The organism is Epibacterium sp. MM17-32, assembly GCF_022348205.1.
Taxonomy (GTDB): domain Bacteria; phylum Pseudomonadota; class Alphaproteobacteria; order Rhodobacterales; family Rhodobacteraceae; genus Epibacterium.
This window is the reverse complement of the sequence record NZ_JAKRFC010000003.1, coordinates 393,636-420,150: the sequence shown is the minus strand read 5'-3', so window position 1 is coordinate 420,150 and position 26,515 is coordinate 393,636. Positions and strand designations below refer to the sequence as shown.

24 protein-coding genes are annotated in these 26,515 nt (G+C 64.6%); 19 read left to right on the top strand and 5 right to left on the bottom strand.

What is annotated here, in order from left to right; translation table 11 throughout:
- The first annotated feature begins 38 nt into the window (after window positions 1–38).
- Entirely contained in the window at window positions 39–860 is an 822-nt protein-coding gene (locus MHM88_RS07785) for a helix-turn-helix domain-containing protein (protein WP_239362350.1), read from the top strand.
- A gap of 18 nt (window positions 861–878) precedes the next feature.
- On the opposite strand, the gene MHM88_RS07780 is transcribed toward MHM88_RS07785, so the two are convergent.
- Window positions 879–2,189, bottom strand: coding sequence for an FAD-binding oxidoreductase (locus MHM88_RS07780; protein WP_239362347.1), 1,311 nt, complete (start codon window positions 2,187–2,189; stop codon window positions 879–881).
- Window positions 2,190–2,382: 193 nt separating this feature from the next.
- On the opposite strand from MHM88_RS07780, the gene MHM88_RS07775 reads away from it, so the two are divergent.
- The 6 genes from MHM88_RS07775 to MHM88_RS07750 all read left to right on the top strand — a co-directional run bounded on the left by MHM88_RS07775 (window position 2,383) and on the right by MHM88_RS07750 (window position 7,432).
- Complete coding sequence (locus tag MHM88_RS07775; RefSeq protein WP_009176636.1) at window positions 2,383–2,784, top strand: rhodanese-like domain-containing protein; 402 nt, start codon at window positions 2,383–2,385, stop codon at window positions 2,782–2,784.
- Window positions 2,785–2,960: 176 nt separating this feature from the next.
- Window positions 2,961–3,902 (top strand): lipid A-modifier LpxR family protein, encoded by a 942-nt coding sequence (locus MHM88_RS07770; protein WP_239362345.1) that lies wholly within the window; start codon window positions 2,961–2,963, stop codon window positions 3,900–3,902.
- Between the two features lie 132 nt (window positions 3,903–4,034).
- Entirely contained in the window at window positions 4,035–5,096 is a 1,062-nt protein-coding gene (locus MHM88_RS07765; protein WP_239320411.1) for a Hint domain-containing protein, read from the top strand.
- 382 nt (window positions 5,097–5,478) lie between these two features.
- Window positions 5,479–6,099, top strand: coding sequence for a 30S ribosomal protein S4 (gene rpsD / locus MHM88_RS07760; RefSeq protein ID WP_239320413.1), 621 nt, complete (start codon window positions 5,479–5,481; stop codon window positions 6,097–6,099).
- Window positions 6,100–6,303: 204 nt separating this feature from the next.
- Window positions 6,304–6,891, top strand: a complete 588-nt coding sequence (locus MHM88_RS07755; protein WP_239362342.1) for a PA14 domain-containing protein — start codon at window positions 6,304–6,306, stop codon at window positions 6,889–6,891.
- Window positions 6,892–6,964: 73 nt separating this feature from the next.
- Window positions 6,965–7,432 carry a GNAT family N-acetyltransferase gene (locus MHM88_RS07750; RefSeq protein ID WP_239362331.1) on the top strand — a complete coding sequence of 156 codons (468 nt, stop codon included), beginning with the start codon at window positions 6,965–6,967 and terminating at the stop codon, window positions 7,430–7,432.
- Window positions 7,433–7,478: 46 nt separating this feature from the next.
- Here MHM88_RS07750 and MHM88_RS07745 read toward each other — a convergent pair whose 3' ends face one another.
- On the bottom strand, window positions 7,479–7,940 hold the full coding sequence (locus tag MHM88_RS07745; RefSeq protein WP_239362318.1) for an Lrp/AsnC family transcriptional regulator: 462 nt from the start codon (window positions 7,938–7,940) through the stop codon (window positions 7,479–7,481).
- Window positions 7,941–8,046: 106 nt separating this feature from the next.
- Here MHM88_RS07745 and MHM88_RS07740 point away from each other — a divergent pair, with 106 nt between their 5' ends.
- The 4 genes from MHM88_RS07740 (at window position 8,047) to MHM88_RS07725 (ending at window position 12,718) form a co-directional block, all read left to right on the top strand.
- Window positions 8,047–9,471 (top strand): aminotransferase class V-fold PLP-dependent enzyme, encoded by a 1,425-nt coding sequence (locus MHM88_RS07740; RefSeq protein WP_239362316.1) that lies wholly within the window; start codon window positions 8,047–8,049, stop codon window positions 9,469–9,471.
- A 366-nt stretch (window positions 9,472–9,837) separates the two neighbouring features.
- The gene (gene hisC, locus MHM88_RS07735; RefSeq protein ID WP_239362313.1) at window positions 9,838–10,926 is read left to right on the top strand and encodes a histidinol-phosphate transaminase; all 1,089 of its coding nucleotides are present in this window, start codon (window positions 9,838–9,840) and stop codon (window positions 10,924–10,926) included.
- Window positions 10,923–11,855 carry a prephenate/arogenate dehydrogenase family protein gene (locus MHM88_RS07730; RefSeq protein WP_370687467.1) on the top strand — a complete coding sequence of 311 codons (933 nt, stop codon included), beginning with the start codon at window positions 10,923–10,925 and terminating at the stop codon, window positions 11,853–11,855. Before hisC ends, MHM88_RS07730 begins: the two co-directional genes overlap by 4 nt.
- Window positions 11,856–11,890: 35 nt before the next feature.
- Entirely contained in the window at window positions 11,891–12,718 is an 828-nt protein-coding gene (locus tag MHM88_RS07725) for an extensin family protein (RefSeq protein WP_239362541.1), read from the top strand.
- Between the two features lie 318 nt (window positions 12,719–13,036).
- Here MHM88_RS07725 and MHM88_RS07720 read toward each other — a convergent pair whose 3' ends face one another.
- Window positions 13,037–14,050, bottom strand: coding sequence for a DUF2125 domain-containing protein (locus MHM88_RS07720; RefSeq protein WP_239362310.1), 1,014 nt, complete (start codon window positions 14,048–14,050; stop codon window positions 13,037–13,039).
- Between the two features lie 68 nt (window positions 14,051–14,118).
- Here MHM88_RS07720 and MHM88_RS07715 point away from each other — a divergent pair, with 68 nt between their 5' ends.
- From MHM88_RS07715 to MHM88_RS07695, 5 genes are all read left to right on the top strand, one after another.
- The gene (locus MHM88_RS07715) at window positions 14,119–14,646 is read left to right on the top strand and encodes a gamma-glutamylcyclotransferase (RefSeq protein WP_239362308.1); all 528 of its coding nucleotides are present in this window, start codon (window positions 14,119–14,121) and stop codon (window positions 14,644–14,646) included.
- Window positions 14,647–14,724: 78 nt separating this feature from the next.
- Window positions 14,725–15,915: a biopolymer transporter ExbB gene (locus tag MHM88_RS07710; RefSeq protein WP_239320430.1), complete on the top strand. Its 1,191-nt coding sequence runs from the start codon at window positions 14,725–14,727 to the stop codon at window positions 15,913–15,915.
- Between the two features lie 3 nt (window positions 15,916–15,918).
- Complete coding sequence (locus MHM88_RS07705) at window positions 15,919–18,273, top strand: peptidoglycan -binding protein (RefSeq protein WP_239362297.1); 2,355 nt, start codon at window positions 15,919–15,921, stop codon at window positions 18,271–18,273.
- Between the two features lie 277 nt (window positions 18,274–18,550).
- Window positions 18,551–18,853: a hypothetical protein gene (locus MHM88_RS07700; RefSeq protein ID WP_239320435.1), complete on the top strand. Its 303-nt coding sequence runs from the start codon at window positions 18,551–18,553 to the stop codon at window positions 18,851–18,853.
- A gap of 93 nt (window positions 18,854–18,946) precedes the next feature.
- Window positions 18,947–19,543, top strand: coding sequence for a hypothetical protein (locus tag MHM88_RS07695; RefSeq protein ID WP_239362290.1), 597 nt, complete (start codon window positions 18,947–18,949; stop codon window positions 19,541–19,543).
- A gap of 356 nt (window positions 19,544–19,899) precedes the next feature.
- Here MHM88_RS07695 and clpA read toward each other — a convergent pair whose 3' ends face one another.
- Together clpA and gloB are read right to left on the bottom strand one after the other, a co-directional pair.
- Window positions 19,900–22,236: an ATP-dependent Clp protease ATP-binding subunit ClpA gene (clpA, locus tag MHM88_RS07690; protein ID WP_239362287.1), complete on the bottom strand. Its 2,337-nt coding sequence runs from the start codon at window positions 22,234–22,236 to the stop codon at window positions 19,900–19,902.
- Window positions 22,237–22,437: 201 nt separating this feature from the next.
- Window positions 22,438–23,253 (bottom strand): hydroxyacylglutathione hydrolase, encoded by an 816-nt coding sequence (gene gloB, locus MHM88_RS07685; protein ID WP_239362277.1) that lies wholly within the window; start codon window positions 23,251–23,253, stop codon window positions 22,438–22,440.
- A 55-nt stretch (window positions 23,254–23,308) separates the two neighbouring features.
- Here gloB and MHM88_RS07680 point away from each other — a divergent pair, with 55 nt between their 5' ends.
- The 3 genes from MHM88_RS07680 (at window position 23,309) to atpA (ending at window position 26,506) form a co-directional block, all read left to right on the top strand.
- Window positions 23,309–24,055, top strand: coding sequence for a class I SAM-dependent methyltransferase (locus MHM88_RS07680; protein WP_239320441.1), 747 nt, complete (start codon window positions 23,309–23,311; stop codon window positions 24,053–24,055).
- Between the two features lie 348 nt (window positions 24,056–24,403).
- On the top strand, window positions 24,404–24,964 hold the full coding sequence (locus tag MHM88_RS07675; protein WP_126136533.1) for a F0F1 ATP synthase subunit delta: 561 nt from the start codon (window positions 24,404–24,406) through the stop codon (window positions 24,962–24,964).
- Window positions 24,965–26,506, top strand: coding sequence for a F0F1 ATP synthase subunit alpha (gene atpA, locus MHM88_RS07670; RefSeq protein WP_239362249.1), 1,542 nt, complete (start codon window positions 24,965–24,967; stop codon window positions 26,504–26,506).
- The last annotated feature ends 9 nt before the right edge of the window (window positions 26,507–26,515 follow it).

Here is a 26,515-nt window from a genome sequence, read left to right as displayed (position 1 = left end):
CCTTTGTCAAATCGTGCCGCTCAGTGGCATGACAGGGCATGTTGAAAGAAAACCGCTCCCTTGATCGTGGCATCGAGATCCTGGAAACCCTCGCGCGCGAGGGGGCGATGTCGCTGGCGGATCTGCACCGTGCCACCGGCCTGCCCAAGAGCACCATCCGGCGGCTGTTGCAGACCCTGATCGCGCGCAAGATCGTGCGCCGCTCGCTGGCGGATCAGCTCTATCGCACGCTGTTGGTGTTTCCCGACATCTCGACCGAGGTGATGCCGAAGGGGATGTTGCAGGTGGCGGATGCGGCGATCCCGCGGGCGCTGGCGCTGACCAAGGCGATCGGCTGGCCGTCGGACATCCATATCCGCGAGGCGCGTGCGATGCGGATCATCGACAGCACCCGGCAGGTCAGCAATTTCCACGTTGAACAGGGCCAGATCAACCGCCGGGTCAGCCACTTCGGCTCGGCCACCGGTCTGGCCTGCCTCGCCGCCCTGAGCGATGGCGAAATTGCCGCCACCTATGAGGCGCTGAAATCCGATCTGCACTGGGGGCCTGTGCGCTTTGGGCTGGATCTGCCCGCGCTGATGCGGCGGATCGAGGAGGTCCGCGCCCGCGGCTATGCCGAGCGTTTGCCCGCTCACCTCAGCGAGCGCGAATGGGACACCGACCTGCGCGCCATTGCGGTGCCGATCCGGGCCGGCGCGCAGGTTCTGGGCGGGCTGTCGGTGCTGTGGCTGCGCACCTATAAATCCGTGCCCGAATTCGCAGAACTCCATCTTGATGCTTTGCAGCAGGCGGCAGCAGATATCAACGCAGGGCTGGATCAGGTCTGGGACAGCCCCCCCGGCCTGAGCACCTCGGCCTGAGCGCCGCCCCTGTGGTGGTCAGAGCAGGCTTTCCGCCGCCTGTTTGGCCAGAAACGCGCTGCGATAGAACTGGGTTTTCACCGCACGCCCCCGGTCGGGTTTCAGGTCGGTGATCGGCAGCGGCAGGCTGTCCTCTGATGCGCCGGAGAACAGATCCGCCAGCGCCCGGCCAAACAACGTGCCGGTGGTGATGCCGCGCCCGTTATAGCCCACCGGGGAATAGAGCCCGTCGTCCAGCCGGTGGATACGGAACAGGTGATCGGGGGTGAAGGCGATCTGCCCGTGCCATGCGTCCGCGAACTCCAGCGCGCCGAGGTCCGGGAACAGGCGGCGCAGCTTGCGTTCGGCCCAGCGGCGGGTGAGGCCCTCGGTGCCGCCCACCACCGACCCCATGGAGCCGATAATCAGTCGCCCCGCCTGATCGCGGCGCAGCGAGAACATGATCTTGCCGGTGTCCCACAGGCCCTGACCCTCGGGCAGGATTGAACCGGCCTCGGCGCCGAGGGGCTGGGTGGCCATCTGGAAGAAATGGATCGGCGTGAAGCTCTGCGCCAGCCCCGGCCACAGGTCATTGCTATAGGCGTTGGTGGCGATGACGACGCGCCCGGCGGTGATCACGCCGCGGTCTGTCTCTACCTTCCAATCTGCGCCGTCTTTCTTCAGCGCATGCACCTTGGTCCCGGTGGAAATGTCTGCCCCGGCAGCTCGTGCGGCGCGGGCCAATCCGCGTACATAGCCCATCGGGTTGATGGTGCCGGCGCGTGCATCCAATAGCCCGCCGTGAAATTTAGCGGTGCCGGTCTTTTCGGCGGTTTCGCCCGCGCTCAGCAGGCGCACCGGCGCACCAAGCGCCTGCCAGCCTGCGGCGCGGGCCTCAAGATCGCGCAGGCCCGATGCGGCATGTGCGGCGTGGATGGTGCCTGCGCGGGTGGCCTCGCAGCGGATCTGATATTGCTCGATCAGCGAGAACACATAGTCGGGCATTTCGCCCAGCTCGCGCACCAATGCGCCGCCATGCGCCTTGCCCAGCATCTGCTCCACCTGTTGCGGTGGCAGCCACAGACCGGCATTGACCAGCCCCACGTTGCGCCCGGAGCCACCATGGCCGATCTCCTCGGCCTCCAGCACGTGACACGACAGCCCCTTGAGCGCGCCGTGCAGCGCGGTCGACAGCCCCGTGTAGCCGCCGCCCACGATGGCCACATCGACGCGGGCGTCCTGTGCCAGGGGATTGGCATAGGTGGGTTCCTCGGATGAGCGGTCCCATAGAGAGATGGGTTCAGAACGCGGCTGACTGGCGGATTGGGAAAGGGACGTGTCTGTGGTCACGCTGATCTCCTCGCATGTTCGGGGGCAGGGTCGGTGCATCAATGTACCGGGCCATAATTTACCAGCCTGCGGGCGACACTGGGGCAGGGCAGGGCGGCTGTCAATCGCTGTGATCGCGCGCCCTATCGCCGGGGCTGGCGTGGGGGCAAAGCTGCCCCTAGAATGTTGGAAACACACGCCGCAGGAGGTCCGGATGGCACAGCTCAAGACAACATCGGCGCAGATGGTCGCCGCAGCCCGCGCCCGCATCGAGGAAATCACCGCGGCAGAGGCGATTGCCCTGCATGGCACGCCGGAAGTGGTGTTTGTCGACCTGCGCGATGTGCGGGAACGCCAGCGCGTGGGGTTTATCCCCGGTAGTTTTCATTGTCCGCGCGGCATGCTGGAGTTCTGGGTCGATCCCGACAGCCCCTATTTCAAAGAGATCTTTGCCGAGGAGAAACGCTTTGTCTTTCATTGCGCCTCGGGGTGGCGGTCGGCCCTCTCGGTGGCGATGTTGCAGGACATGGGGTTTGAGGCCGCGCACATCAGCGACGGGTTCTCCGGCTGGCTCAAGGCAGGCGGCCCGGTGGTGGCCCCGGTCGACGAAGGCTAGCGCCCCGTCCCGACAGCAGGCCAAGGGGTTCATATCGCGACAAAAACGCGGCATTTCCGGGGCGTGCGTGCTGGTCTTTGCGGGATGCTGTGGCCCGGCTGCACTAGTGGCGCCATTAAGTGTTGGTTAACCAGTTGGGGCCTAAAGACACCAATAACCCACCAGCAGGTATTCAGATGATCCGATCCCTTGCGCTGGCGCTCTGCGCCGCGATTGCGCTTCCTTTGGCCAGCACTGTGCAGGCGGCGGAGGCGGCCCCGTCAGAGGCGCAGAAACGTCACCGGATCGGCTATGGCCACCTGATCGACAATGATCTGATCGGCGATGGCAAGGATCGTTGGCGCACCGGGTCTGTCGCCTCGTCGCGGATTTACGGCTATGGCTGGGACGGGCAGGCCCCTGCGACCTTCGGAGAGCTGTTGGAGCTGCGCTTTCTTGGCCAGATCATCGCCCCGGACAATCTGCGCAATCCGGCTGCCGGTGATCGGCCTTGGGCGGGGGCCCTGTCGCTCGGGCTGCACACGCATATGCAGCGCGGGTCACTGGAGATCTCGCTTGGCGGCGATCTGGTCTTTATCGGCCCGCAAACCGGGCTCGACGGGTTTCAGGATGCGCTGCATGATCTGGCCAACACCACGCGCCCGTCGGATGCGGTGCGCGATGCGCAGATCCCCAACACGATACGCCCCACGCTGGTCGGGGAGCTGGGCAAAACCATCACGCTGGGCCCGCGCAGCCGTCTGCGCCCCTTTGTCGAGGCGCGCGCCGGGGATGAGACCTTGGTGCGAATCGGCGCGGACCTGACTCTGGGCACGGCCGGGCAGGGCGAACTCCTGGTGCGCGATCCGGTGACGGGCCAGCGCTACCGGACGATGTATGATACCCGTGGCCTGAGTTTCACGCTGGGGGGCGATGTGGCGCATGTGGCACAGTCGGTCTACCTGCCGGAAGGGCGCGGATACGCGCTGAATTCACGTCGCGACCGCCTGCGCGCGGGGCTGCACTGGCAAGGCGACGGGCGCGATTTCTTCTATGGCATCACCTATCTGGGCAAGGAGTTCTCTGGTCAGGACACAGGCCAGATCGTCGGCTCCCTGCGGCTGCGCTGGACCTTCTGACGTGGTTTTTTCGTCACGGTCTCCGGGTCAAAAGCAAACCGGCCCCGGGGATTAAGTCTTCCACCTAGGGGCCTGATTTGTTAACGCTTCATTAATAATTGAGATAAACTCAACTGAGGCAGGCTAGAGCGGATGAAGACGGGCTTTTGCGGCACGTTTGTCATCTCCTGGACGCAAACGGAAATTGATGGTCTCGAGGCGGCACCTGTTGCGGCGCTCGAGGTGGGCGCTGCGTGGTCTTGGCATGGGGAGGCCGTGCGCGTGGACGGGCCATCAGAGCTGTTGCGTCTGGATATGGCAGATGGGGAACAGGACCTTCGGCGTCGTGCGGCGCGCACGGTGCGCCGCCTCGTCGGCGCGGCCGTGCAGAATCGCAGTGATATTCATGCCATTGATGTTGATGATCCGGTCATGGACAGCAGCTTTGTCGTCACCAATGGGGTGCAGAGCTATACCGTCACCGTGATCGAGGCCGGCCCCGGGCGGTCGCCGCTGTTGATGTTTGTCGATGAAATCCCGCCCCGCAACACCGACCTCTGGGTGGTGCATCAGGCCTTGGGCCGAATGGGGGCGGATCAGGCGCCGCGAGACCCCGGCGTGATCTGCTTTACCCCCGGCACCCGTATCGCGACACCGGACGGGCCGAAGCCGGTGGAGACCCTGCGCGAAGGCGATCGGGTGCAAACCCGCGACAACGGCGCCCAGGTGGTGCAATGGATCGGCACGCGCCGGATGAGCGGGGCGCGGCTGTTTGTGATGCCGCAGCTGCGACCGGTGCGCATCCGGGCCGGGGCCCTGGGGATTGATCGCCCCGAATGCGAATTGCTGGTGTCGCCGGAACACCGCATGCTGGTGCGTGGCCGTGCCGCGCAGGCGCTGTTCAACGCGCCGGAGGTGCTGGTGGCGGCGCGCGACCTGATCAATGGCGGCACCATCGCGGTCGATCACGGCGTGCGCGAGGTGACCTATGTGCATCTGCTGCTGGAGCACCATCAGGTGATCTGGGCCAATGGGGTTGAGACCGAGAGCTTCCATCCTGCAAACGCCGCCCTGACCGCATTGGATGACAGCGACCGCAAGCGCTTGCTGCGTCGCTTGCCGGGGGTCGAACAGGATCCGGCCAGCTACGGGGCGTTTGCGCGGCGCAACCTGTCGGCGTCCGAGGCCGCAATCCTCTTGCACGACGCAGCCTAGCGGAGCGCCTGCGGCGCACAGGCCGGAGCTTTCCCACAAGGGGAAAGCCGTTGGGGCTCTCCTGCGCCCCTTGATCTGGGCTGCGGCTGTTGCGGTTGCTCTTGCGAAAGGGGCGGGCATAAAACTGCCGGATCGCTCTTGACACGGGCAGGGGGTGCTGTAGAAGCGCGGCTTCATTGGTGTTGGTGGCCCCCGCAAGGGGATGCCTGTCATGGTGGGCGGTCGCAAGACCCAAACCCAAGAGGACAACGCCCTTCGTTTGTTGCAGGTTTTCTGGAGCAGGGGAACGCTGACGGTGCAATGGCAGACGCGATTGCAAGCCGAAAAGTGGGAACCGGTTTTCGGATCTACCTTGCAATGCCACTAAAGAAGGAGATCAGCCGTGACCAAACGCACGTCTGCCAAGTACAAAATTGACCGCCGCATGGGCGAAAACATCTGGGGCCGTCCGAAGTCCCCGGTGAACCGTCGTGAATATGGCCCCGGCCAGCACGGTCAGCGCCGCAAAGGCAAACTGTCCGACTTCGGTATTCAGCTGCGCGCCAAACAGAAGCTGAAAGGCTACTACGGTGACCTGACCGAGAAACAATTCCGTCGCATCTACGGCGAAGCCGAGCGTGTGAAGGGCGACACCGGTGAGAACCTCATCGGTCTGCTGGAGCGTCGTCTGGACGCCGTTGTCTACCGCGCCAAATTCGTGCCGACCGTCTTTGCGGCCCGTCAGTTCGTGAACCACGGCCACGTGCTGGTGAACGGCAAGCGCGTCAACATCCCCTCCTACCGCGTCAAAGAAGGCGATGTGATCGAGGTGCGTGAAAAGTCCAAGCAGAACGTTGCCGTTCTGGAGGCCGTGCAGCTGGCCGAGCGTGACGTTCCGGACTACATCGAAGCCGATCACTCCAAACTGACCGCCACCTTCGTGCGCGCGCCCGCGCTGGCCGATGTGCCCTACCCGGTGGTGATGGAACCGAACCTCGTGGTCGAATTCTACGCCAAGAACTGATCCGACGGCCCCTGGCGGGCCCTCCGGAGACGAGACATGGAAAAGCCGCTCCTGCCCGGGGCGGCTTTTTGCATGGGAACGGCGCGGTTGGGGGTGACGTCAGGAATCGCTTGGGAAACGGCGGTTGCGGGGCCTATGGTGGCGCTGACACCGGCGCCGGGACCGATATTGTCACGCGCGGACCGGACAGATTGGGAGAATATCATGTCGATCACATCCGCCGCCCTTCGATCCGTTGCCCTGGCCGCAGCCTGCGTGGCGGGGCTTTCTGCGATGGCGTTTGCGGCGCCGCTGAAGCTGACACCGGCGGATCCGCAGCCTTCGGGGCTGAAGCCCGGGCTGTCGGTGCGCTATGCCTATCCCTCCGACGTCAAGAGCCTGGGCGCGGCCCGCAATGCGTTGAAATACCGGGTGGAGCAGGGATCGCCGCTCACGGGGCTGGATTACCGCGACACCGAGCTGGGGCAGAATGTGCTGACCGCCAAACGTGCCGAGCGGGTGGTGGCCGATATTCGCGGTTATGTGCGCTTTGATGCGCCGGGCGTCTACACGATTGATTTTCTGACCAATGATGGCCTGCACGCGGTGGTCGGCGGTCAGGTGGTGGGTGAGTTTGATGGCCGCCAGCCCTGCGAGGAGACCTTTGCGGTTGAGGTCGAGGTGCCGAAGGCCGGGTGGTATCCGCTCAAGGCGCTGTGGTTCCAGCGCACCAATACCGCCTGTCTGCACATGCGGGCGGGGCCTGCGGGCAAACGTCCCAAATGGATGCCGAATGCGGCGTTTGGGCACTGATTTCGAAAGGGAGCAGGGGCGGGTTTGCCGCGACCTGTGCCCCTCATTTTTCACGTAAGCCATTGGAACACATATGATAGACATTCGTCCGGCCGTGCCAGCGGACGCCGACGGCATTGCCGCCGTGCTGGAGGCCTTGCGTCAGGCGGGCAGGCGTAAGACCGCAGGAGACGCGGCATTTGTACGCGAGACTTACATTGAGAATGACAATCGCATCGCCTGTTCGGTCGCGGTTGATGCTGCGGGGCGGCTGTTGGGGTTTCAGTCCCTGCAGATCGCGCCGGAGGGCAATCCCTATGGCGCGCCGGTGGGCTGGGGCGTGATCGGCACGCATCTGCATCCCGATGCCAGCGGGCAGGGGATTGGGCGCGCCTTGTTTGCCGTGACGCGCGCGGCGGCAGAGGATGCGCGTTTACCCGCCATCGACGCCCAGATCGGTGCTGATAACGCACAGGGCTTGGGCTATTACAGCGCCATGGGATTTGTCGACTATCGCGAGACGCCCACAGCGGTGGGCAAGAAACTGGTTCTCACCACCTGAGGTCATGCGTTGTGACCACGCGTTGTGATCACGAGGCGCGCGCCCATCAGACCGGCAGCGGGCGTCCTTCGGCAATGGCTTCCATGGCGAAATAGGAGGTCACGCTGTCCAGTTCGACACCCGCGATCAGGCGTTGATAGACCTTGTCATAACTCGCCATGTCGCGGGTCACGACCTTGAGCTGGTAGTCGTAATCGCCACCGATGCGGTGAAAATCCACCACCTCCGGGATCGTCAGCACATGGCGGCGAAACTGCGCCAGCCACTCGGCCGAGTGATGCCGGGTGCGCAGCATCACAAAGACCACCAGACCGAGATCAAGCTGGCTGCGATCCACTTCGGCGCGGGTGCCGCGCAAGATGCCCTTGTCCTGCAAGGCCTTGAGCCGCCGCCAGCAGGCGTTTTGCGACAGGCCGACTCGTTCGGCAAGGTCGCGTTGCGACAGGCTGCCATTCCGTTGCAGGGCCCGTAAAAGATCGCGGTCAATTTGATCGATGTTTTTCGACATATGTGGAGCATATGATATGAATTTGGGACTGTCATCTGTGGAATTGTGTGAAAATGACCAATCACTGGTGGTCTATCATTGCTCAAATGGCAATGAGGGCGTGAAAATGATCCTTGAACAGTTCAAAACGGCGATCAAAGACACAGCGGATGCTGGGGAGCTGGCTCAGACGCTGATTGGCGAGGGGGTGATGATCCCCGGTCTCAACGGCGATGTGCCGCTGGTCTATGCGGATTACGTGGCCTCGGGGCGTGCGATGCGCCCGGTCGAAACGTTCATTTCCGAAAAACTGCTGCCGTTTTATGCCAATTCCCACACCGAGGCCTCCTATTGCGGCCAGTATGTTACCCGCCTGCGCCGCGACGCACGGGCTGAGATTGCGCGGCTGACGGGGGCGGGGGAGGAGTGCGAGGTGATCTTTGCAGGCTCCGGTGCCACGGCGGGTTTGAACCGGTTGGTGAAGCTTTTGGGGATCAATGAGGCCACGCGCCCGGTGGTGTTCATCGGCCCCTATGAGCATCACTCCAACATCCTGCCGTGGCGCGAGAGCCGCGCCGAGGTGGTGGAAATTCCCGAAGGCATCGATGGCGGGGTAGATCTGGTGGCGCTAGAGGCGGCCTTGGTCGCGCATGCGGATGCAGATCTGAAAATCGGCAGTTTCTCGGCGGCCTCGAATGTGACGGGGATTATCACCGATCCCGATCCGGTGACCCGGCTGTTGCGCGCGCACGGCGCACTTGCGGTTTGGGATTACGCCGGTGGCGGGCCCTATCTGCCCATCGATATGGGCGCGCATGGGGCAGAGCCAAAGGACGCCGTGGTGGTCTCGCCGCATAAGTTTCCGGGCGGGCCGGGGGCCTCGGGCGTGCTGGTGCTGCGCCGGGATGCGGTGCGCGTGTGTAATCCTTCGTGGCCGGGTGGTGGCACGGTGAGTTTTGTGTCGCCGTGGTCGCACCGCTATGCGGACAGTCTGGCTGCGCGCGAGGAGGCGGGGACCCCAAATGTGGTGGGTGACATCCGCGCGGCGCTGGCGTTCTTGGTCAAGGAGGCCGTGGGGCAGGACCACATTGAGGCGCGCGAAGCCCGCTATGCCGCCAAGGCGCGCGCGGCTTGGGCGGATGTGCCGGGGCTGACGCTTCTGGGGCATGAGAGCGCCCATCGCTTGCCGATCTTTTCCTTCACCGTGGCCGGGGCATCCGACGCGCCGGTGCATCAGCAGTTGTTTACGCGCATGTTGAGCGATGTCTATGGCATTCAGGCGCGCGGCGGTTGTGCTTGCGCGGGGCCTTATGCGCATCGTCTGCTGGAGATCGACCAGCCACAGTCCGAGGCCCTGCTCGGGGATCTTCTCGCCGGGCGGGAGTTGCAAAAACCCGGTTGGGTGCGGCTCAACTTCTCCTATCTGATGGAGGAGGCGACCGCGGACTATGTGATCGAGAGCGTTGCAAGGCTGGTGGCGGAGGCGGAAGAAATCGCTGCCGCCTATGATGCCGACCCGAGCACCGCACGCTTCCAGCCGCGTGCGGCCTGATCCCTCAGTATAATCTATGAATAGACGTTGTGATTGAGGTGTTTCGCCTCGGGCTTTGCCCGAGGCGACCCGCGCCGCGTGCCCGAAGGGCACGCGGCGCGGCCCGGCCCAACGGGAGGATGTGCCCTGCTGCGGTGGATCTGCCAGATCCGGGGCAAGCGAGAACACGGGGGCATGTGTGGCGCGGACGTGGCCAAAGGGGCACGGACGACGGGCGGGAGCCTCCCCGTGCGCGCGAAGGGGGACGTGCTCTGGCAGCGACAGACTGCCCCATAGGTGTGTTGATGAAGCATTGAGCACAGTTGCGGCTTTTCCCATTGCGCCGAGGGCGCTATGACAAACAGGTTCGCGAAGGAGCTCAACGATATGACCCAAATCACACCGCAACCCGGTATCATGGACATCGCCCTCTATCAGGGTGGCGCAGCCCATGTGGACGGGGTGAGCAATGTGACCAAGCTCTCCTCCAATGAGAACCCGCTGGGCCCGAGCCCCAAGGCGGTGGAGGCGATGGCGCAGGCTGTCACCAGCATGCATCGGTATCCGAGCTCCGACCATACCGCCCTGCGCACCGCCATTGCCGAAACCCACGGGCTGGATGCCGAGCGCATCATCTGCGGGGCGGGCAGTGATGAGATCATCGCTTTTCTGTGCCAGTGCTATGCCGGGCCGGGGGATGAGGTGCTTTATACCGAGCACGGGTTTGCCATGTACCGCATCTCTGCGCTGGCCGCGGGCGCAACCCCGGTCGAGGTCAAGGAGCGCGAGCGTGTCACGGATGTGGATGCGCTCCTGGCAGGCTGCACGCCGCAGACCAAGCTGGTGTTTATCGCCAACCCAAATAACCCCACCGGCACCATGATTTCCGAGGCCGAGGTGGCGCGCCTTGCCGATGGTATCCCAGAGGGTGCGATCCTCGTGCTGGATGGGGCCTATGCTGAGTATGTCGAGGGCTTTGACGCCGGGGCATCCCTCATTGAGGCGCGTGAAAACGTGGTGATGACCCGCACGTTCTCCAAGATCTACGGACTGGGGGGCGCGCGTGTGGGCTGGGGCTACGGGCCAAAGCCGATCATCGACGTGCTCAATCGCGTGCGCGGGCCGTTCAATGTCTCGGTGACGGCGCTTGCCGGGGCCGAGGCCGCGGTGCGGGATCGTGCGTATGTCGAAACCTGCCGCGTCGAGAACGCCAAATGGCGCGGCTGGCTGGCGGATCAACTGGCCGGGCTGGGCGTGCCGTCGGACACATCCTGTACCAACTTCATTCTGGCGCGCTTTGCCTCCCAAGCAGAGGCGGAAGCCTGTGACGATTTCCTCAAAAAACGCGGCCTGATCGTGCGCCGGGTGGCTGGGTATAACCTGCCCACCGCCTTGCGGATCACCGTCGGAGACGAGACCGCCTGCCGCGCGGTTGCAAGCGCGGTTCAGGACTTCAAGGCCGGGGCGGCACAATGAGCGATATGTCGGCCAAACCCGTCTACAACCGCGTGGCACTGATCGGTCTTGGGCTGATTGCATCCTCGATGTTCTGGGCCATCAAACGGGCGGGGCTGGCGGGGGAAGTCACCGGCTATGCGCGCAGCGCCGAGACCCGCGATACCGCGCGCCGGATTGGTCTGTGTGATCGGGTCTGCGACACCGCACGTGCGGCGGTTGAGGGCGCAGATCTCGTGGTGCTCTGCGTGCCGGTTGGGGCAATGGGCGCGGTTGCGGCCGAGATTGCACCGGCGTTGATGCCAGGCGCGACGGTCTCCGATGTGGGGTCGGTCAAGCGCCATGTGATCGAGGAAGTGGCGCCGCATATTCCGGATGGCGTGCATTTTGTGCCCTCACACCCGCTTGCGGGGACCGAGCACTCCGGTCCGGAATCGGGCTTTGCCGAGCTGTTTGACAACCGCTGGTGCCTGTTGGTGCCAGTGGAGGGCAGCGCGCCGGAGGCGGTGGCGCGGCTGCGCGCCCTCTGGGAAGGGATGGGCGCGCATGTGGATGAGATGGACGCCGATCATCATGATCTGGTGCTGGCGGTGACCAGCCACACGCCGCATTTGATCGCCTACACAATGGTGGGTGTGGCAGATGATCTGCGCCGCGTGACCGATAGCGAAGTGATCAAGTATTCTGCGGCGGGGTTTCGCGATTTCACCCGGATTGCGGCCTCGGACCCGACCATGTGGCGCGATGTGTTCCTGACCAACAAGGACGCCACGCTGGAAATTCTGGGCCGGTTCACCGAGGAGCTCTTTGCCCTGCAACGGGCGATCCGCACCGGGGATGGCGCGCATCTGCACGACTATTTCACCCGCACCCGTGCCATTCGGCGGGGCATTATCGAGGCCGGTCAGGACACTGCCGCGCCGGACTTTGGTCGCGGGCCGAAAAAATGAGGGCGCGCGGGGTGGTCCGGCTGGCTGGCGTTGCCATGGTGCTGATCCATGCCGGCTGCGGGCTGGTTGCCGCCGCGCCTGAAACCACCCCGCGCCCGCCGCTGGAACGCGGGGCAGACCCGGCGCTGACCGAGGTCACCGAGGTCTCTGCTGTGGCGGCGACACTGACGGCGCCCACGCCGCAGATGCGCCCGCAGATCCGGCCCGTGTCTGCACAGATCCTCGCCGCCGCCGCCCGTCCGGTGGACTTGGTTCCGGTGGCGCCGGGTGAAACCCTGCGCCCGATGATGCGCACGCCGGAGTTCATGCAGCAGGTGCTCTTTGGGCGCGCCAAACGGCGACGCGGCTCTGTCTGCGGCGATATCGACATTCAGGGCGAAAAGGCGGGGGATATTCCCGGCAAGCTCAAGGGCTGCGGTGCGCGTGATGCGGTGCGGGTGCGGTCGGTGTCGGGGGTGACGCTCAGCCGGTCGGCGCTGATGACCTGCGAGACGGCAAAGGCGCTGAATAAATGGGTGTCGCGCGACGTGGAGAAAGCCTTTGGCCGCGCCAACCGGGTGGTGCAGCTGCGGGTGGCGGCCGGTTACAGTTGCCGGACGCGCAACAACCGCCCCGGCGCACGGATCTCCGAACACGGGCGGGGCCGGGCGATCGATATCTCCGGCTTTGTCCTGGCTGACGGCACCACGGTGAGCGTGCTGAAAGGGTGGCGCGACAAACCGACACGCAAGGCGCTGCGGCGCATGTGGAAATCCGCCTGCGGGCCGTTTCGCACCGTGCTGGGGCCGGAAGCAGACATCTATCACCGCGACCACTTCCACCTTGATGTCGCGCGTCATCGCCGCGGACGCTACTGCCGCTGATCCGGCGCGCGACGTTTGATCCCGCAGGGTGCCGGGGAGGGGGGAGCGCTCCCGCCCCCGCAGGTGCGCGACCCTCGTCAGCCGGGCGCGCCGGATCGGGCCTCGGCGCGGACTGGCCGGGCGAGGACCTCGCTCAACTGTTGCAGTCGCACCCCTTGGCGGGGTAGGGCCGGGCAGCCAGTCCCGGGTCGGGACTGGCTGCGGCGCCGGGCCGACTGGCCCGGCGCCATGCCCAACGCGGGACGATGTGCCCTGCAAGGGCGCAGCGGCAAGGGGCGGGAGCGCCCCCGTCCCCTTCTTGGTGCAGCGGCGGCGACTTTAACGCAGGATCAGGCGCGGTGCGGGGCCAAGCGGGATCGGACCGATGGTGATATAACCGCCGCGAAAGCCCAGCGTGATGTCCAGATCCTCCGGGTTGCCGCTGGCCCGCGCCAGCAGGGTCACCACCCGGCTGGCCTGGTCCCGCGCCGTGGCCGAGATCAGCCCGGTGTCCTGCGCCATGTCGAGGAACGCCGCCCAGGCCTCCACCTGCAAGGCCAACTCGCCGGTGGGGATCCCGGCGGCATCCACATCCAGCGTGCCCGCCACCTTCAGCCGCATCTCGCCCCAGCGCGCGTCCAGCAAAGCGAGGTCGATCCGGCGCGGCTGCGGGCGGCGTTCTTCCAATGCGCTGCGATCCCAGGGCCTGTCAAAGGTCACATCCGCTTGCAGCGTCAGCGTCTCGAACGTCTGCGGCAGCTCGGGCGCGGCGCGCAGCAGGCGGCGCAGCCCGGAACCGGGGCGGAACGCCTGCGCCGCGGCGTGGATGCGATAGAATTCGGCCGCCTCCCCCTGCACCATGCGCAGATCCAGGTCGTCGGCCGAGAGCATGTCCTGCTGCCCGTCGCCAATGCGCCACGTGCCTGAGGTCAGCCCCAACTCCTCCAGCTCCAGCGCCAGACCGGGGGCCAGGAACAGATCCGCCTGCAACCCTTCGGTCGAAATCACCGCCGTCTGGTCATAATAGGACAGGCGTTGATCGCCATCGGCAAAGCGCAGGCTCTGATGTCCGGGCCAGATCGCGGGGCTTTGCAGCTCCAGCCACTGAGCGCGCCAGGCCGCCCCGGTGCCGGGGTCCGCCAGCGCGGGCAGATCGATGCGGGTCACATGCCGCCAGGGAAAACCGCCCAGCGTGCCAGCGGGAGCAATCTCGCCCACCTCCACCTGCCAGCCACGCGTCGCCTGCGTCTGAAACCAGCCCGCCACGCTCTGGCGCAGACCCCAGGCGGCCACGGCCCAGTAGAGCGCCCAGATCACACAGAGCCCCAGAAGGATCTTCAGACCGCGTTTCATGCCGCACTGCCCCTTTTGTTCGTGCCCGTTTTGCTGTTTACAGGCGCCCGAAACAAAGGACCAGTAACATGACGATGTGGGTATTTGGATACGGCTCTCTCCTGTGGAACCCGGAGTTCCCGATCGCCCAGAGCGAGGTGGCAACGCTGCATGGCTATGCCCGCTCGTTCTGCATGCGCTCGATCCACCACCGCGGCAGCGAAGAGATCCCCGGCCTGGTGCTGGCGCTGGATGCGCAGGACGCGGCCCATTGCAAGGGGCTGGCCCTGCGGGTCGAACCCGGTCACGAGGAGACAACGCTGGCCGCCCTGCGCGAGCGCGAACTGATCTCCTCGGCCTATGTGGAGCGCTTTCTCGATGTGGAACTGGCCAGCGGCGAGGTGGTGAACGCGGTGGTCTATGTGATCGACCCGCACCATGTGCAATATTGCCATCTTGAGCTGGAAGAACAGGCGCAGATCATCGCCCATGCGGTGGGCGGGCGTGGTCCCAACAGCGAATATCTGTTCAACACCGCCGGGCATCTGGATGAAATCGGCCTCAGCGATCCGGACCTCAGCTGGCTCACGCAGCGGGTGCAGCAGATTTTATCATAAATCCTTGGCGATCTTGGGACTTTCGGTCTAGGCTGCGGGCGCAGAACCACGAGCAAGCCTATCGGGAGCCGCACGCATATGGCGCATCAGGAACGCGAACGCCGGCCGCAGTTTTCACAGCCGGTGCGTCAGGTTGTGATGATGCTGATCGCATTGGGACTGGCCGGGGCAGGGGCCTTCATGGCGCTGCCACGGGTAATGCCGGTCTTTGAGGCCAACCCCTATCTGAACGGGTTTATCGCCTTTGTCTTTGTCATCGGGGTGCTGGCCACCTTCTGGCAGGTGTTGCAGCTGATCAATTCGGTACGCTGGATTGAACGCTTCGCCGCCGGGGTCACCACGGATGAGGATCGCGCGCCCTCGATGCTGGCGCCGCTGGCGGCGCTGCTGCGCTCGCGCGGGGCGCGGATGCAGCTGGGATCGGCCTCGACCCGCTCCATCCTCGATTCGGTGGCGGAACGCATCGACGAAGAACGCGAAATCACCCGCTATATCGTCAACCTTTTGATCTTTCTCGGTCTTCTCGGCACTTTCTACGGGCTCGCCACCACCGTTCCGGCGGTTGTGGACACCATCCGCAGCCTCGCCCCGCAGGAGGGCGAGGAGGGTATCGCCATCTTCAACCGCCTGATGACCGGGCTTGAGGCGCAGCTCGGGGGCATGGGGGTCGCATTTGCCTCCTCGCTGCTGGGGCTGGCGGGCTCGCTGATCGTGGGGCTGCTGGAGCTGTTTGCCGGCCATGGCCAGAACCGGTTCTACCGCGAACTGGAGGAATGGCTGTCCTCGTTCACCCGCGTCAGCTTCTCCTCCGGCGAGGAAGGCGGCACCGGGGACAACAACCTCGTGGCCGGGGTGCTCGATACCATGGCAGAGCAGATGGACGCGCTTCAGGCGATGTTCCTGGAGACCGCCAAGGGCCGCGCCGAAGTGGACGGAAAACTGGCCCGGCTGGTGGACACCATCGAAGAGATGAACCGCCGCCAGGATGAGACCGCCGCGATCTCCTCGGCGCTGGAACGGGTGGCGGTGGGGCAGGAAACCCTGGCCGAGCTGATGCGCGCCCACGGCGATGTGGGGATCGACGCCGAAAGCCGCATGCGGCTGCGCTCGATCGACGTGCAGATGCTGCGCATCCTTGAGGAAATCTCCGCCGGGCGGCAGGAGAGCCTCGCCGAGCTCAGAAAGGACATCGACCTTCTGGTCAAGGCCTTTGCCGGGCCCCGGGGCATGGATCGCGCAGCACGTCTGGCGACGCGGAAAGAGAGCTGATCCATGGCCCTGTCGCGCCGCACCGGCCAACGTTTCCAGGGCTCGATCTGGCCCGGCTTTGTGGATGCGATGACCGGGCTTCTGCTGGTGTTGATGTTCGTGCTCACCATTTTCATGGTGGTGCAATTTGTCCTGCGCGAGACGATCTCCGGTCAGGAAACCGAACTGGATGAACTCTCCACCGAGGTGCGCGCGCTGGCGCAGGCGCTGGGAGTCAAGGAGCGCGAGGCCAGCCAGTTGCAGGCCCGTCTCGGCGCGCTGGGGGCGACGCTCAATTCGGCGCGCTCCGATCTGGACGCGGCGCGCGATCAGATCACCGCACAACAGGACCGCATCAGTGCCCTGACGCAGGAGCGGGACGCGGCGACCGCCGATCTTGCGGCGGCGCAGACGCAGATTTCCGATTTCGAGGCCCAGGTGGCGGCCTTGATCGCCGGGCGCGACCGGGCCGAGGCGCAGATTGCCGATCTCACCGCCGAGCGTGAGGCGCTCGACGCCGCACGCACCGATCTCCTGTCGGAACAGGAGGCGCTGAACCTCGCCCTGGCAGAGTTGCGGGACGAGGTCGACGCCGAGGCCGAGGCCGCCCGTCTGGCCGCCGCCCGCACCGAGGCGCTCGAGGCGCTGGTGGCGGATCTGCGCGCCGAGGGCGAGGCGCAATCGGCCCGGGTTGCTGATCTTGAGGACACTCTGTCGGAAGAAGAGGCCGCCCGCCTGGCCGAGGCGGCAGCGGCCGAGGCGCTGCGCGACCGGCTGGAAAATGCGGATGCGGAACTCACCGCGATGACGCTGGCGCTGGAAGAAGAACGCCAGAAGGCCGAAGACACGTTGACCCTGCTGGCCGCAGCCGAGACCGCCCGCGACCGGCTCGACGCGGAACTGGACGAGGCGCTCTCAGCCATCGAACAGGCCAAGGCACAGGCGCAGGACCGCGATGAACTGGCCGAGCGGCTGACCCGGGTGCTGGCACAGATGGAAGTGACCGAGAGCAAGGCCAGCGCCCGTGTCTCCGCGCTGGAGGCGGAGCTGGACCGGGTGCGGCGCGACAGCAGCGCCACCCGCGCGCGGCTCAATGCGGAGTTGGACACCGCCCGCCAGCAGGCCGCCGACACCCGCAGCCAGCTCGAAGCGGAGCTGACCCGGCAGCGCGCCGCCACGGTCGAGACCGAGACCCAGTATCAGGACCAGCTGCAATCGCTTCAGGACGGGTTTGATGCCGAACGCCGCGCGCTCGAAGACCGGGTGGCGGCGCTTCAGGCCGAGGCCGAGGACAGCCGCCGGGAGCTGGAGGACCAGCTCGCCGCCCTGCGTGCCGAGGCGGAGGAGACCCGCAGCGGGCTCGAGACCCGCTTGGCGCGCGCCGAAGCGGATCTGGCCGCGGCACGCTCCGCCGCCACCTCCACCGCCGAGGAACGCGCCTCTGTCGAACAGCGCCTGCTGGTGGCGCTGGAGGCGCTGGAACGGGCCCAGGCGGCGGCCTCCGATCAGGAGGTCCTGCAAAGCCGCCTGTTGGCCGCGCTGGCCGACAAGGAGGATTTTGCCGAGGAAATCACCGAACAGAAGACCCTCGCCGAACAGCGCGCCGATCTGCTGGCCCAGGCCCGCGCCGCTCTGGCCGAGGAAAAACAGGTCTCCGAAGAGGCCCGCCGCGAAACCGCGCTGCTCAACCAACAGGTGGCGGCGCTGCGCGAACAGCTTGGCGGGTTGCAGGCGCTTCTGGATGATTTCAAGGAACGCGACGCCGCCCAGAACGTGCAACTGCAAAGCCTCGGTCAGGATCTCAACACCGCGCTGGCCCGCGCTGCCGCCGAAGAACGCCGCCGGCGCCTGCTCGAAGAACAGGAGCGCAAACGGCTGGAGGCCGAACGGGAACAGCTTGCCAATCAGGCCGAGGATCTGGAGCGTTACCGGTCGGAGTTCTTCGGCCAGCTGCGCGACGTGCTGGGCAATCAGGAGGGGGTGCGCATCGAGGGCGACCGCTTTGTCTTTGCCTCCGAGGTGCTCTTTGCGCTGGGCAGTGCGGAGCTGTCACAAGAGGGCAAGCGCGAGATCGCCAAGGTGGCCCGCATCCTGCAGAACGTCGCCGCCGCCATTCCGGACGAGATCAACTGGATCATTCGCGTCGATGGGCATACCGACAACCAGCCGTTCTTCGGCACCGGCAAATACGCCGACAACTGGGAGCTGAGCCAGGGCCGGGCGCTCTCCGTGGTGCGCTACATGATTGATGAGCTGGACATCCCGCCCAGCCGCCTCGCCGCCAACGGGTTTGGCGAATTCCAGCCCATCAACCCCGCCGACACCGCCGCCGCCCGCGCTCAGAACCGCCGCATCGAACTCAAGCTCACGGAACGCTGAGTCGCGAGGGTAGGAGGCGGCACCGGATTTGGCAAAGCCAAAAGAAATTGGCCCCGGCGATCAGGAACCGCCAGAGCCAGAACTCTACTATAACGTGACTGAAATATGGACGCCTCCACCACTCACGGCTCATTGGGTTCGTCCGCCATTGGGGTAGCATGAACATACCTAAGTTTCAATAAATTATCATGCGTGACAATTTTCTTGTGCTATAATGGGGGCGAACACTGCAACGGTTCTGTCTGCCGTTTGCAAGCTGCATGGGAGGTGAGGCGCATTGGACAGGCTGCGCGCGATTTTTGAACTTCGCGATATGTTGCGTGACATGGAGCGCGACCTCGGGCTGGAGGATCTGAGCCCGGCAGAAAAGGATGTGTTCCAGGCCGCGCATCGGCTGACGGATACCCCGGGACAACTGGTGCGCTCCGAGCAGATCCGGCAGCATGACCTGGTCAAGGGCGTGGCACAGGCCACCTTTCACCGGGCGTTGAAATCGCTGCTGGAACTCGGGTTTTTGGAACGGCCCGAAGGGGCCAAGGCAAAGCACTACATCGTGCGTCGCGATCTGTTGCACGATTGATCCGTTGCGGCTCTGCGTCGCACCAGGCTACGAAACGCGTGTTTCGGCACGCGGGCAATTGTCTGGCAGGTGGGGCGCCGTTAGACCGGAGGCATGAGAGCGGTTGACGGGTTTCTTTCCTGCATAAAGGCGATGGCGGTGGTGACCGTGATCTACGTCGTGTGCCACGGCGTCACGGCCCGCATCGTGGCGCCGGTGCAGGGCTATTTCTTCAGCGAAATCACCGTCTTTGCCAGTGTCCTCTACCTGCCGCACGGGGTGCGCGTGCTCAGCACATGGCTGATGGGCGGGCGCGCCGCGGTGCCGCTGGTCGTGGGGGCGTTCCTGTCGGAATGGTGGTTCACCGAGGCCGACATCCGGGCGCTGATGCAGCACATGATCTGGTTCTCGATCCTGGTGGGGGCGCTGTCCGCCCCCGTCGCCTTTGCGATCTTGCGCCTGCTTGGCGTTCTGACCCAGCGTGACGGCGCGCGCCGGATGGACTGGCGCCGGTTGCTGCTGGCCGGGATGCTGGCCTCGATCCTGAACTCGATCGGGCAGACGGTGGTGTTCTCCGGCCTGATGTCACCGGGCCATCAGCTGGGCGTGATCGTGACCTATGCGCTGGGGGATATGCTGGGGCTGGTGGCGGCGATGCTGGTGCTGATGCTGGTGTTTCGCGCCCTGCGGCATCGCGCGCCCCAGAGTTGACCGTGGGCTTGATCCCTGAATTCACCCGGGCGGCCGGACCGGGAGCGTCGTTTCCGGGCCTGGCGACAGTCTGATCCATCTGTTCCCGGATGTGCGCGTGCGGTCGGAACTGAGCCGTGCCTTGGCAAAGGGATGGCAACGCGCATATGGCCGCAGATCGCAATCAACCAGTCCAGCCAGATTGTCCAGTCAGCCGGGCTTTTAGTCAGACATGTCGGAGAGGCTTTGGTACAGCAAAGTAGGCCGGCAGCCGAGGTCCGCTGTTCTCCTGCGCTGACCTAGGGCATTTGCCGTGGACCACGCGGATCAGGGGGGAGAGGCCGCCAACCTCCCGGAGGAGGCCGGCGGCCTGATGTTCATTCCGCGGTCAGGAGCGGCGGCTTGTTGCCGCTGAGGCGCGGTTTGCCGGGACCTTCGATGCGCAGGTCCAGCTTGCCGTCCTTGATGCCGACCTGAACCACACCGCCCTTGGCGAGCTTGCCGAACAGCAACTCCTCCGCCAGCGGCTTCTTGATGTGTTCCTGGATCACGCGGCCAAGGGGGCGGGCGCCCATCTTGTCGTCATAGCCCTTGTCGGCGAGCCATTCGGCGGCCTTGCGGGTCAGTTCGATGGAGACATTGCGGTCCATCAGCTGCGCCTCAAGCTGCAGGACGAACTTCTCGACCACCTGCAGGATGACCTCCTTGGGCAGCGGGCCAAAGGAAATGGTAGCATCCAGACGGTTACGGAACTCGGGGCTGAAGGTGCGTTCGATGGCGGCGGTGTCCTCACCCTCGCGACGGTCACGGCCAAAGCCGATGGCGGATTTCGCCAGCTCCGACGCGCCCGCGTTCGAGGTCATGATCAGCACCACGTTGCGGAAGTTCACCGTGCGACCGTTGTGGTCGGTGAGCTGGCCGTTGTCCATCACCTGCAACAGGATGTTGAACACATCCGGATGCGCCTTCTCGATCTCGTCGAGCAGCAGCACACAGTGCGGATGCTGGTCGACACCATCGGTCAGCAGGCCGCCCTGATCAAAACCCACATAGCCCGGAGGCGCACCGATCAGACGCGACACCGCGTGTTTCTCCATGTACTCCGACATGTCGAACCGCAGCAGTTCCACGCCAAGCGTGTCGGCGAGCTGTTTGGCCACCTCGGTCTTGCCGACGCCGGTGGGGCCCGCAAAGAGGTAGTTGCCGATCGGTTTTTCCGGCTCGCGCAGGCCCGCACGGGCCAGTTTGATCGCCGAAGACAGCGCGTCGATGGCAGCATCCTGACCAAAGACCACCCGTTTCAGGCTGGATTCCAGATCCTTCAGCACCTCGGCATCGTCCTTGGAGACGTTCTTCGGCGGGATGCGGGCGATCTTGGCCACCACGGCCTCGATCTCCTTGACGCCGATGGTCTTGCGCCGCTTGCTCTCGACGACCAGATGCTGCGCCGCGCCGGCCTCATCGATCACGTCGATGGCCTTGTCCGGCAGCTTGCGGTCGTTGATGTAGCGCGACGAAAGTTCGACCGCGGATTTGATCGCATCCGAGGTGAACTTGATCGAGTGATGTTCCTCGAAATAGGGTTTCAGCCCCTTGAGGATCTCGATGCTGTCTTCCACCGACGGTTCGTTCACGTCGATCTTCTGGAACCGGCGCGACAGGGCGCGGTCCTTTTCAAAATGCTGACGGAACTCCTTGTAGGTGGTGGAGCCCATGGTGCGCAGCTTGCCGCCCTGCAAGGCCGGTTTCAGCAGGTTGGAGGCATCCATCGCGCCGCCGGAGGTGGCCCCGGCGCCGATCACCGTGTGGATCTCGTCGATGAACAGCACCGCGTCGGGGTGTTCTTCCAGCTCGGTGACCACGGCCTTGAGGCGTTCCTCGAAATCACCGCGATAGCGGGTGCCCGCCAGCAGCGCGCCCATGTCGAGCGAATAGATGGTGGTTTCCGACAACACCTCCGGCACCTCACCCTGCACGACCTTGCGGGCCAGACCCTCTGCGATGGCGGTCTTGCCGACCCCGGGGTCGCCGACCAGCAGCGGGTTGTTCTTGCGACGGCGGCACAGCACCTGGATGCAGCGCTCCACCTCGCTGTCGCGCCCGATCAGCGGGTCGATGTCGCCCTCGCGGGATTTGGCGTTCAGATCGACGCAGTATTTCGCCAGCGCCGATTCCTTCTGCTCGCCCTCTGGCGCGCCAGCGCCCGCGCCGCCGCCGATGTCCTCTTCGGCCTCGGTAGCGCCGGTGACGGGGCGGTTTTCGCCATAGGCGGGATCCTTGGCGACCCCGTGGGCGATGAAGTTGACCGCGTCATAGCGGGTCATGTCCTGGTCCTGCAGGAAGAAGGCGGCATCGCTTTCGCGTTCGGCAAAGATCGCGACCAGCACGTTGGCGCCGGTCACTTCGGTGCGGCCCGAGGACTGCACGTGGATGGCGGCGCGCTGGATCACGCGCTGGAAGGCGGCGGTCGGCACCGCCTCGGAGCCGTCGATATCGGTGACGAGATTCGCCAGATCCTCATCGACGAATTCCAGCAGGGTCGATCGCAGCTCGTTCAGGTTCACGCTGCAGGCCCGCATCACGCGGGCGGCGTCCGGCTCCTCGATCAGGGCCAGCAGCAGGTGCTCAAGAGTTGCAAATTCATGTCGCCGTTCATTCGCCAGCGCCAGCGCCGCGTGAATGGCTTGTTCCAAAGTGCTCGAGAATGAAGGCACAGGCGTGCTCCTCTGTCTTGGGTCATGGGGATCGGTCGCCACCGGGCGGGCCGGTCCTGTCCCATGACCATGTCCTCATACTGTTAGAGTTTGGTTGATAGAGCGTAAGCTTCAAGGGCTTTTTGTGCGATTGTGGTCACAAAACATGTTATTGTGCTCACATATCTTACGCAAAATTGCGGATGCGGGCCCGTTTCGGGCTCAGAACCTGTCCTTTGCCGACCGGATATGGGCAAAGACCTCGGCGTCTTCAACCCCCTCCAGGCCAAGGGTTTTCTTCAGATCCGCAGCGCCGGCGCGCAGAAACGGGTTGGTGGCTTTTTCCAGCCCCAGCCGGGCCGGCACGGTGGGGTCATTTTTTGCGCGCGTTTGCGTGATCTCTTCGGCCCGCTGCCGAAGGGCGGCATTGTTCGGGTCGATGCTGAGCGCGAACGCCGCATTGGACTGTGTATATTCATGCCCGGAGAACACCAGCGTGTCATCGGGCAGGGCGGCCAGCGTGCTCAGGCTCTGCCACATCATCGCGGGCGTGCCTTCGAACAGGCGCCCGCATCCCAGCGCCATCAGGCTGTCGGCGGTGAACAGTGCGCCGCCCTCCGGATAGTAAAAGGCGATATGGCCCAGCGTATGGCCGGGCACCGCGATCACCTGACAGCGCCCCGCGCCGCTGCCGCCCTCAAAACCGGGATCGAGTTCGATATCCAGCGCCTCGCCCTGTGCGGCGATCTTGTCGGCCTCCGCCCTGGGGCCCATGACCGGGCAGCCGTATTTTTCGCGGATCTGCCGGATGCCGCCCACGTGGTCGGGGTGGTGATGGGTGATCATGAGGACCCCCGGGGTCCAGTCCCGCGCCTCCAGCGCCGCGAGGATCGGTCCGGCCTCCGGCGCGTCGATCACCGCCACCCCGTCGGGGCCCTTGACCAGATAGGCGTAATTGTCGGCCAGGCAGGGAACCGTGACGATTTCGAGGCCATTTTCGCGGGTGGTGCGGGGGGAAGTCTGATCGGGCATGGTCATTCGCTTTCACATTGCTAGACTGCGTCCAGAGTGACCGAAGCAGTGGGCGTCTGCAATGCATCTGGATGTGCAGGATCTGAGGAATTTCTACTACCGCAGCACGCTGGGCCGTGCCGCCCAGACGGCGGTGCGGGGCCAATTGCTGCGGATGTGGCCCGATGCCACCGGCGAGACGGTGGCGGGGTTTGGCTTTGCCGCGCCGCTGTTGCGGCCCTATCTGCCGGAGGCGCGGCGGATCATGGCGCTGATGCCGGGGCCGCAGGGGGTGATGCAATGGCCCGCCGGCCTGCCCAATGTCTCGGTCCTGTGCGAGGAGACATCCTGGCCGGTGGAAACCGGTCGGGTGGACCGGCTGGTGGTGCTGCACGGGCTGGAAACCTCCGAACGCCCCTCCGATCTGCTGGATGAATGCTGGCGGGTGCTGGGGCCGGGGGGCAGGGCGATCTTCATCGTGCCCAACCGCGGCGGCTTCTGGGCGCGCTCCGATGCGACGCCGTTTGGCTATGGCCGGCCCTATACGCTGACCCAGGTGGAAAACCAGCTGCGGGGGCATCAATTCGCCATCGAGCAGCATGCCGCGGCGCTCTACCGCCCGCCAAGCCAGCGCCGGTTCTGGCTCAAGTCCGGCGCCATGATCGAGCGCATGGGCCACCGTCTGCCGGCGATGATGGCGGCGGGGGTGTTCCTGGTCGAGGTCTCCAAACAGACCCACCCGCAGAAGGGCCACATGATCAAGACCCGCCGCGCCAATCCGATCCGGGTGCTGGAAGGGCTGTCCAATCCGACCGCCGAACCGGCCTGAAGACCGGACACGACAGGACCGGGCCTAGATTCGACATTGTGTACCTTCGCATGCGGTTGTGTGCTGCATCGGGGCAAATTCCCCCTGCGGAATCGCATTCCTGTTGTTCCATGCCGCAATTTTTTTACACCTGACCCTGCCACAAAGCGTCACGGTTTTGTTAAGTCATTGAAAAATCGCGAAATCGGTTTTTCGGCCTGCGGACAGAGGGAGTTGCTAGGTCGCAAAGGCTCTGCTACATCCACGCTGATTTCGATGCCCGGCCAAAATCGGGCGACCTCACGCCCCCGGATGCTACCTGCCAGGACGCATAGAAACCGGGGCCAAAATAATATCGGAAGGGTGGACGTGTCCGAACCAGCTTCGATTTCCGCAGGCATTGCCGACCGCTATGCCACAGCGATCTTTGACATCGCTGCCGAGAGCAATGCTCTCGATACTCTCGAGACAAGCATCAATGATCTGGCAGCCGCTTTGGCTGACAGCGAAGACCTGCGCACTCTCATCACCTCGCCTCTGGTGTCGCGTGACGAGCAGGCAGCCGCCATCTCTGCCGTGGCAGACAAGATGGGGCTTGCCGAGGTGCTGCGCAACACCCTCGCGCTGATGGCGGCCAAACGCCGCCTGTTTGTGGTTCCCGCCCTGATCGACGCCCTGCGCGCCCGTCTGGCCGAGGCCCGCGGCGAAGTCACCGCCGACGTGGTGTCCGCCAAGGCGCTGACCAAGACCCAGAGCGAAAAACTGGCCAAGACCCTCGCCGAGCGCGTGGGCAAGAAGGTCACCATCAATGCCACCGTCGATGCCAGCATCATCGGCGGTCTCGTCGTTAAAGTGGGCTCGAAGATGATCGACAGCTCGATCCGCTCCAAGCTCAACTCCCTACAGAATGCAATGAAAGAGGTCGGATAAATGGGTATCCAAGCTGCGGAAATTTCCGCGATCCTTAAAGACCAGATCAAGAATTTTGGTCAAGAAGCCGAAGTGGCCGAGATCGGCCGCGTTCTCTCCGTCGGTGACGGTATCGCCCGTGTCTACGGCCTCGACAACGTCCAGGCGGGCGAAATGGTCGAGTTCCCCGGCGGCATCATGGGCATGGCGCTGAACCTCGAATCCGACAACGTCGGTGTGGTGATCTTCGGCTCCGACCGCGACATTAAAGAAGGCGACACCGTCAAGCGCACCAACTCCATCGTGGACGTGCCGGCCGGTCCCGAGCTGCTGGGTCGCGTTGTCGACGGCCTCGGCAACCCGCTGGACGGCAAAGGTCCGATCGAAGCCAAAGAGCGCAAGGTTGCAGACGTGAAAGCGCCGGGCATCATCCCGCGTAAATCCGTGCACGAGCCGATGGCAACCGGCCTCAAGTCCGTGGACGCGATGATCCCCGTTGGCCGTGGCCAGCGTGAGCTGATCATTGGTGACCGTCAGACCGGTAAAACCGCGATTGCTCTGGACACCATCCTGAACCAGAAATCCTACAACGAAGCGGCAGGCGACGACGAGAGCAAGAAACTCTACTGCGTTTATGTTGCGGTTGGTCAGAAGCGTTCCACCGTGGCGCAGCTGGTGAAAAAGCTCGAAGAGTCCGGCGCGATGGCATACTCCATCGTTGTGGCCGCGACCGCGTCCGACCCGGCGCCGATGCAGTTCCTCGCGCCCTATGCGGCAACCGCGATGGCCGAATACTTCCGCGACAGCGGCAAGCACGCGCTCATCATCTATGATGACCTCTCCAAGCAAGCTGTTGCTTACCGTCAGATGTCCCTGCTGCTGCGCCGCCCGCCGGGCCGTGAAGCTTATCCGGGTGACGTTTTCTACCTCCACTCCCGTCTGCTGGAGCGTTCGGCAAAGCTGAACGAAGACTTTGGTGCTGGCTCGCTGACCGCGCTGCCGATCATCGAAACCCAGGGCGGCGACGTGTCGGCGTTTATCCCGACCAACGTGATCTCGATCACCGACGGTCAGATCTTCCTTGAGACCGAACTGTTCTACCAGGGCATCCGCCCCGCCGTGAACACCGGTCTGTCGGTGTCTCGTGTGGGCTCCTCGGCACAGACCGATGCGATGTCCTCCGTTGCGGGCCCTGTGAAACTGTCCCTCGCCCAGTATCGCGAGATGGCAGCCTTTGCGCAGTTCGGTTCCGACCTCGACGCCGCAACCCAGCAGCTGCTGGCCCGTGGCGCGCGTCTGACCGAGCTGATGAAACAGCCGCAGTATTCGCCGCTCACCAACTCTGAAATCGTCTGCATCATCTTCGCGGGCACCAACGGCTACCTCGACAACGTCGACGTCAAGGAAGTGGGTCGTTTCGAAGCCGAGCTTCTGACCTTCCTGCGCTCCAAGAAGGCCGACTTCCTGCAGTGGATCACCGACGAGGATCCCAAGTTCAAGAAGGGCGAACCGGTCGAGAAGATGAAGGCTGTTCTGGACGAATTCGCCGCAGACTTCGCGTAAGGAGAGAGA

What these genes read in the sequence shown, in the direction of transcription:
- MHM88_RS07785 (WP_239362350.1), top strand. Translation starts at nt 39, where the DNA reads ATGTTGAAAGAAAACCGCTCCCTTGATCGTGGCATCGAGATCCTGGAA.
- MHM88_RS07775 (WP_009176636.1), top strand. Translation starts at nt 2,383, where the DNA reads ATGGCACAGCTCAAGACAACATCGGCGCAGATGGTCGCCGCAGCCCGC.
- MHM88_RS07770 (WP_239362345.1), top strand. Translation starts at nt 2,961, where the DNA reads ATGATCCGATCCCTTGCGCTGGCGCTCTGCGCCGCGATTGCGCTTCCT.
- MHM88_RS07765 (WP_239320411.1), top strand. Translation starts at nt 4,035, where the DNA reads ATGAAGACGGGCTTTTGCGGCACGTTTGTCATCTCCTGGACGCAAACG.
- MHM88_RS07755 (WP_239362342.1), top strand. Translation starts at nt 6,304, where the DNA reads ATGTCGATCACATCCGCCGCCCTTCGATCCGTTGCCCTGGCCGCAGCC.
- MHM88_RS07750 (WP_239362331.1), top strand. Translation starts at nt 6,965, where the DNA reads ATGATAGACATTCGTCCGGCCGTGCCAGCGGACGCCGACGGCATTGCC.
- MHM88_RS07745 (WP_239362318.1), bottom strand. Translation starts at nt 7,940, where the DNA reads ATGTCGAAAAACATCGATCAAATTGACCGCGATCTTTTACGGGCCCTG.
- MHM88_RS07740 (WP_239362316.1), top strand. Translation starts at nt 8,047, where the DNA reads ATGATCCTTGAACAGTTCAAAACGGCGATCAAAGACACAGCGGATGCT.
- hisC (WP_239362313.1), top strand. Translation starts at nt 9,838, where the DNA reads ATGACCCAAATCACACCGCAACCCGGTATCATGGACATCGCCCTCTAT.
- MHM88_RS07730 (WP_370687467.1), top strand. Translation starts at nt 10,923, where the DNA reads ATGAGCGATATGTCGGCCAAACCCGTCTACAACCGCGTGGCACTGATC.
- MHM88_RS07725 (WP_239362541.1), top strand. Translation starts at nt 11,891, where the DNA reads ATGGTGCTGATCCATGCCGGCTGCGGGCTGGTTGCCGCCGCGCCTGAA.
- MHM88_RS07720 (WP_239362310.1), bottom strand. Translation starts at nt 14,050, where the DNA reads ATGAAACGCGGTCTGAAGATCCTTCTGGGGCTCTGTGTGATCTGGGCG.
- MHM88_RS07715 (WP_239362308.1), top strand. Translation starts at nt 14,119, where the DNA reads ATGACGATGTGGGTATTTGGATACGGCTCTCTCCTGTGGAACCCGGAG.
- MHM88_RS07710 (WP_239320430.1), top strand. Translation starts at nt 14,725, where the DNA reads ATGGCGCATCAGGAACGCGAACGCCGGCCGCAGTTTTCACAGCCGGTG.
- MHM88_RS07705 (WP_239362297.1), top strand. Translation starts at nt 15,919, where the DNA reads ATGGCCCTGTCGCGCCGCACCGGCCAACGTTTCCAGGGCTCGATCTGG.
- MHM88_RS07695 (WP_239362290.1), top strand. Translation starts at nt 18,947, where the DNA reads ATGAGAGCGGTTGACGGGTTTCTTTCCTGCATAAAGGCGATGGCGGTG.
- gloB (WP_239362277.1), bottom strand. Translation starts at nt 23,253, where the DNA reads ATGACCATGCCCGATCAGACTTCCCCCCGCACCACCCGCGAAAATGGC.
- MHM88_RS07680 (WP_239320441.1), top strand. Translation starts at nt 23,309, where the DNA reads ATGCATCTGGATGTGCAGGATCTGAGGAATTTCTACTACCGCAGCACG.
- atpA (WP_239362249.1), top strand. Translation starts at nt 24,965, where the DNA reads ATGGGTATCCAAGCTGCGGAAATTTCCGCGATCCTTAAAGACCAGATC.